This window comes from Paenibacillus sp. 01T422, from assembly GCF_056398785.1.
Genome location: NZ_JBFTQB010000349.1, coordinates 1 through 6,155 on the forward strand (window position 1 = coordinate 1; position 6,155 = coordinate 6,155).

The window sequence follows — 6,155 nt, forward strand, 5'->3', positions numbered from 1 at the left end:
CTACAAGGTAACGATGAACATGTGGTGGGGAACGAATGCCACGGAGTACCGTTTGTACGAGAATGATGTATTGATCGAATCGAAGGCATTAAACGCAGCTACGCCTAGCGCTCAAAGCGCAGTGAGCACGATCGCAGGTCGCGCTGTCGGCGTGTACGAATATCGCGTCGAGTTGATCAACGCGGGTGGCGTTACTTCCAGTGATAAGCTGACTGTGAAAGTGACGAAGTAATGAGTTAGGAGTTAGAGCCTCTAACGCCCCCGAGGGTGTTGGGGGCTCTTTTTGCTCTTTTGCTGCTTTCTCTGCTGCTGCTGCTGCTCTTCTGGCTGCCGGACATTTACCTGCAGAAAGTGCAGCAAAATGATGGACTTTTACGATTTTGAGGAGCAATCATGTATTTTGTACATCAAATTTGCGCGTTTTGGTTAAAGAGGGGGCAGAACCGCGAATTTAGCTGTACTTTTTACATGTTATCTCCTGGAAACGTAAATAATCGCCAAATTTGATGTACTATTTGCATGATTTTTGCATCATGGGGTGGTGCAGGTGGTGCAGGTGGTGCAGGTGGTGCAGGTGGTGCAGGTGGTGCAGGTRGTGCAGRTGGWGCAGGTRGWGCAGGTGGAGCAGGTGGWGYAGGTRGTGCGGTARTGCAAGTAGTGCAGGTRGTGCAGGTRGMGCAGGTAGTGAAGGTGGTGYAGGTGGAGCAGGTAGTATAGGTGGTGCAGGTAGCGCAGATGTGCAGGTGGAGCAGGTTGCAGGTAGTGAGGTGGTTCAGGTAGCGAAGGTGTGCAGGTAATCCAGCTAGTCCGACTAGTCCAGATAGTCCATAATCCCGCGAGTGAGGCTGTACTGAACGATTTTTCCATTTGGGGTGCGGCTGATTGGCTGCAGCCAACCTTTTTGGCACAGGGAGTGAAGCAGTCTTAGGGCCGTTCTATGGTTGATTTCAAAATGGCACTCCACATCCTTGGGGCGCAGAGGTCTTGCTAACTGATGGAGTAGGCGGATGACCTCTTTTTCAGCCAGATGGGCTCGATGAACAGGTGAGGGAGCAGATTGGTAACGGCTGAGCAGCATGCGAAGCAAGGTCACACATAACTCGGGTCGGTGAGCAACATCGTCATAAGCGAACGAGATGACACGGAAGCCAAGTGCGTGGAGGAAGGTTTCGCGGTTTAGTTCTTCGCAGTAGCGTTTGCGGTCCATGTCTTGCACATGGGGGCCGAAGCCCTTGATTTCCCAAATGAATTTGAGCTCTCCCGGCAAATAGGCGAAATCGCCAAAGTAGGAGCGTCCTCTCCAATCCAATATTTCATACTCCGGGTGCAAATGGTCGAAATGTCCGTGCATGGGGAACCACACGTTTTCCAAAAACAATGTTTCCGCATGCAGATGCCCACGTTCGAGTCGTCCCTTGCGTTCTCCTGATCTTCGAGCGGCGTGGGAGGCAATGAAAGCTTGATGCTTTTCATKAAAAAGGAAAGAATTCATATCGCAACCTCCTGTTCGAAATAATAAAAAAACGCCCCTGATTCATCGTAAAGGATGAATAGGGACGTTCTTCGTCGCGTTAGGTCTCATTATAGCGGAAAGGTAGAAATTTGGCTATTGGACCTTCAGATTACACTAGACAAAATCTAAGCACAATGTTAGCGTAATTGAACTACTCAATGAAAGTTGTGATCAAGATGTCCAACCAACTGGCTTCCCAAACGGGCCTGTCCGCAGGCCGCTACAGCCGATTATGGATCGTGCTCTTGCTCGGTTCACTAGCGTCCTTCGGGCCGCTCTCGCTGGATATGTACCTACCGGCGCTGCCTAATCTAGCCGGCGATCTACATACCAGCACCTCACTAGCGCAAATGAGCCTCACCGCCTGCATGCTTGGTCTGTCCATCGGCCAGCTCATCGCAGGGGCTGTAAGCGACGTGCGCGGTAGGCGCACGCCACTGCTGATCGGATTGATCCTCTATGCGATCTCTTCGATCCTATGCATGTTCGCGCCATCCATCGGCGTTTTCCTGGGCCTGCGATTCGTGCAAGGCTTAGCGGGCGCGGCAGGGATCGTCATTTCCCGGGCGATTGTTCGCGATATGTACCAAGGCGTTGAGCTGACGAAATTTATCGCGCTGCTCATGCTGGTTAATGGGGCAGCGCCCATCCTTGCGCCAATCGCAGGGGGGCAGATTCTGCAGTTCACATCATGGCGCGGCGTGTTCCTTGTTCTAAGTGCTATTGGCGTGCTCATGCTCCTAGCCGCAACGTGGGGGCTGAAGGAAACGCATCCAGCGGATCGCCGTTCCAAGGGAGGACTTGCCAATACGCTGCGAACGTTCCGCGGTCTCCTTACAGACCGCATGTTCATGGGCTACGCGCTGACCCAAGGGCTTGTCTTTGCCGGCATGTTCGCCTATATCTCCGGCTCGCCGTTCGTGCTGCAGGAGATTTACGGCGTTTCCCCGCAAATATTCAGCGTTTGCTTCGCAGTGAACGGGCTTGGCGTCATCATTGCCGGCCAAGTGACTGGCAAGCTCGCAGGCAAAGTAAGCGACCATCGCTTGCTGGCAGGAGGGCTGGCTATGGCTGTTTTTGGCGGCTTGCTGCTTCTCGTCGCCGTTCTTATCGGGGCAGGGCTTCCGGCCATCCTCGTCGCTTTTTTCTTCATCGTTTCCAGCGTTGGCCCTGTCTCCGTCGCTACTTCCTCACTCGCTCTGCAGAGTCAAGGGAAAACGGCGGGGAGCGCAGCAGCGCTGCTGGGCCTGCTTTCTTTTATCATCGGAGGCCTGATTGCTCCACTTGTGGGTCTTGGGGGCAGCCACACTGCAGTTCCGCTAGGCATCATTATTGCTTTCATGGAGGTTGGGGCAATTCTCTGTTTCGTAGGCATGACAAAGGGTAGAAAAACAGCGTAAACTTTTTTGTTGAATAAGCAGCAGCTTCTAATTTATTTCACAATTAGCCTGTATACTGAAGCCAAATAGACCAATTCATGAAAAAGGTGGAGTTACAGGATGAAGCTTATTCACAGGAAAGTACTGGTAGGAGCGCTCTCAGCAGGACTACTCATTGGCGGTGGCCTCGTGCTTCAGCATAACCAGGTATTCGCAGATGAGTCGAGTACGGCAACGCCTGCACCTCAGAAGGACAAAATCAAGGATAACCAGCATAGAGATTCTCGCGGAGGATTACATAATCAAGGTCATGGGCCTGTTAAAGGCGGTTTTGAATTCGGTAAAGGAGGTGCCATCGATTTCGCTGCTGTTCTTGGGATTGATCAGGCCGTGTTGAAAGATGAGGTTAAGCAAGGCAAAACACTGGTTCAAATCGCTCAAGAGAAAGCGAATCTAACGGAAGAGGCACTTCTAGCCAAATTAACGGAAGCCGAAACCAAGAAAGTCGATGATGCACTCGCAGCCGGGAAATTGAAGCAGGAGCAGGCCGATAAGATGAAATCGGGTCTAGCGGATCGCTTGAAAAAAATGGTGGAGTCGAAGCCGCACGTCATGGATTTCAAAGGCGTACAACCGCACGCTGGCATGATGCCTGGTGGCATGTTCGGTAATTCCGCTGAAATCGCAACGATCCTGGGTATCACGGAAGACGAGCTTGCTGCGCAGCGCAAAGCAGGAAAGTCTCTGGCCGAAATCGCCCAAGACAAAGGCATTACAGAGGATCAGCTGATTGCCAAGCTGAAAGATAATTTAACGGATGAGCTGAAAAGCTTCGTTGAACGCAAAGGCGGAGTGCCCCCGATGAAACCGGGTCAGGGTCATGAAGGCTTTAAATTCAAAGGAAAGCCAGCTCATCCAGCAACGCCAGAACCATCAGCGACACCACAATAATTGATAAAAGGTTGCCTCAATCGATCTCTGTGACCGATGGGGCAACCTTTTTGTATTCATCTGGTATCCTGAATTAAATCCCCTTAAATCCCTGTCTTCAAGCGGTTCCGCCATTTCAATAAAAGGACCCCCGCCAGCACAGCGCACGCGCCAATCATTGCATAAATCAAAAACTGTTCTACCCACATGAAAATCGCCTGCCACTGATCGCCGAACAGGTAGCCAATGCCGAAAAAAACGACCACCCATAAGGCAGAACCTGTGAAAGCATACAGCGCAAAAATGCGGAATGGAATGCGAATAATGCCTACAAAATAGAAGATAAACTGCCTGATCCCGGGTAAAAAGAAGCTGATAAGCAGCAATTTATTGCCAAACTTCTCGTAATAACTCCGTGTCTTGTCCAAATGGTGGGGCTTCAGGAACAGCAGCTTGCCAAAACGCTCGATAATCGGAGTCCCCAGCTTGTAACCAATCCAATAGGTGATTGTCATGCCGATGATGGATCCGACCCAGGCGGATAGCATTGCTGGCGCCCATCTCAGCATCCCTTTATAAGATAAATAACCTGTATAGGTCATGGTCGTATTGCCAGGAGGGATCGGAAGCGCAATGACGTCAAGTGGCAGCCCAAGCAGCAGGACCAAGTAACCGTACTGAGCAAATAGTTGTTCGATTAACCCTAGAAATTTCACTGTGAGTTCGCTCCTTCTTTCTCATGCTCTAGTAGAGGACACGCCATAAATAAAAGGTAGCATAAGCCTCCCAGCCCTTCCAACCTTCAGCAAGCTCGCGAATATGGGGAAGTGTCGGCTTCTCGTCTAGGCCAAGCACATGCTTCAGCGCGTTGTGCAAACCAACATCCGCAATGGGGAAAGCGGCAGCGTTGCGCAAACAACGCATAAGGACATAATTGGCCGTCCATGGGCCGATGCCACGAATGCTCAGCAGGTCTTTCTCCATAGCAGCAAAATCGTTCATCTCCAGCAGCAGCTCCTTGACCAGCCTGCCGTCCGCCATCATCTGGGCAACGCCGATCAAGTACTCGGCCTTTTTACCCGTGAATTGCAGGGCTGTCAAAGCTTCCGGTGCAAGCTCGGCAATCCGCTCAGGCGCAGGGAACGCCCAATACGTTCGTCCTTCCCAGTCTAGCTGGGTACCGAAGGTTTCTACGAGTCGTCTTTTGAGTGTGTAGGCAAAAGTCAGATTGATCTGCTGTCCCATAATGCCCCAGCTCATCGCTTCAAATAGATCCGGAATCCCGAGTACACGAAGTCCGTAAAAGTCCTGAGTGACTTGGTTCAGAATAGGATCGTGAGCAGCCAGCTCGTAGAACGAAGCAAGGTCTGTGCTGAGATCGAACCATTCCCACACATAACGTGCAATGTTTTCAAGCAGGGTGGGGGTCACGGGGGTGTCTATGCTAGATAGAATACGAATCCGAAGCTGTAAGTTATCCTCACTGTTGACAGCGATTAGCACACGGTTATCCTGAGCGAGCAGCAGCTTATAAATATCTGAGTTATCCACATGGAATAGACACTCATTGGTGGAGCGGGTCAAGTAGCCTAGATTTTGCTCATATTGAAAAGGTTCAGGCAGCGGCAGTGTAAAAGAGCTTGTCTGCTCGCTCCACGTTAGAAGTGAAGGGTTAAAAGACGGCATAAGTCATCTCTCCTGTAATCAGTTAGTTGGGCTTCCTCTATTATCGCTGAAGGCGGCTTTCGTAATCTTGCTTTCTCATCTCGCATCCCTTACAAGAGAGGTCCTGTTTGGGTATACTGAGCTAGTAGAGAAAAGGTACGGAGAGGAGCGAAGCCATGCATGATAGGTATTGGCAAGCTATTGTAGCGAATGATGCGAGTTATGATGGCACGTTTTATTATGCGGTCACGACAACAGGTATCTTCTGCAGGCCTTCCTGCAAATCGAGGGTGCCGAAGCGGGAAAATGTCCGGGTTTTTCAAGATCGTCAGACAGCGGTAGCGGAACAGTTCCGTCCTTGTAAAAGATGCAGGCCAGACGGCTTGCGGCTGCCGGATGAAGAGTGGATTGAGCTGATAGCGAGCCATATAAAAGAAAGTTATGCCGAGCCGATTACGCTTTCGGTGCTGGCCGAGCAGTTCTATGCCAGCGTATATCATTTGCTAAGAACGTTCAAACGGGTGAAGGGCGTTACGCCTCTCACTTATCTTCAACAACAACGAATTGAAGCAGCTAAGCGGCTTTTAATAGAAACAGATAAGCCTGTGAATGTCATTGGTGCGCAGGTAGGTATTGCGAATGCCGCTCATTTTGCCACTGTATTTCAG

The 6,155-nt window shown here is 50.8% G+C and carries 7 protein-coding genes; 4 read left to right on the forward strand and 3 right to left on the reverse strand.

All coding sequences use genetic code 11. The features are described from left to right. Positions 1-232, forward strand: a 232-nt coding sequence (locus AC1DUA_RS19485) for a chitinase N-terminal domain-containing protein (RefSeq protein ID WP_477501348.1), incomplete at its 5' end; no start/stop codon positions are given. 579 nt (positions 233-811) lie between these two features. Here AC1DUA_RS19485 and AC1DUA_RS19490 read toward each other — a convergent pair. Next, a complete protein-coding gene (locus tag AC1DUA_RS19490) occupies positions 812-1,492 on the reverse strand; it encodes a hypothetical protein (protein ID WP_477501349.1) in 681 nt (226 codons plus the stop codon). A gap of 197 nt (positions 1,493-1,689) precedes the next feature. Between AC1DUA_RS19490 and AC1DUA_RS19495 the strand changes: the two genes are divergently transcribed. Both AC1DUA_RS19495 and AC1DUA_RS19500 read left to right on the forward strand, forming a co-directional pair. Next, positions 1,690-2,913, forward strand: coding sequence for a multidrug effflux MFS transporter (locus AC1DUA_RS19495; protein ID WP_477501350.1), 1,224 nt, complete (start codon positions 1,690-1,692; stop codon positions 2,911-2,913). Positions 2,914-3,012: 99 nt separating this feature from the next. Next, positions 3,013-3,843 carry a hypothetical protein gene (locus tag AC1DUA_RS19500; RefSeq protein ID WP_477501351.1) on the forward strand — a complete coding sequence of 277 codons (831 nt, stop codon included), beginning with the start codon at positions 3,013-3,015 and terminating at the stop codon, positions 3,841-3,843. 83 nt (positions 3,844-3,926) lie between these two features. Here the strand turns inward: AC1DUA_RS19500 and AC1DUA_RS19505 are convergent, their stop codons facing one another. Both AC1DUA_RS19505 and AC1DUA_RS19510 read right to left on the reverse strand, forming a co-directional pair. Next, positions 3,927-4,538, reverse strand: coding sequence for a DedA family protein (locus tag AC1DUA_RS19505; protein WP_477501352.1), 612 nt, complete (start codon positions 4,536-4,538; stop codon positions 3,927-3,929). Between the two features lie 28 nt (positions 4,539-4,566). Continuing rightward, complete coding sequence (locus tag AC1DUA_RS19510; RefSeq protein ID WP_477501353.1) at positions 4,567-5,508, reverse strand: DNA-3-methyladenine glycosylase family protein; 942 nt, start codon at positions 5,506-5,508, stop codon at positions 4,567-4,569. Positions 5,509-5,663: 155 nt separating this feature from the next. Between AC1DUA_RS19510 and AC1DUA_RS19515 the strand changes: the two genes are divergently transcribed. Continuing rightward, a partial coding sequence (locus AC1DUA_RS19515; RefSeq protein ID WP_477501354.1) for a bifunctional transcriptional activator/DNA repair enzyme AdaA occupies positions 5,664-6,155 on the forward strand: 492 nt, incomplete at its 3' end.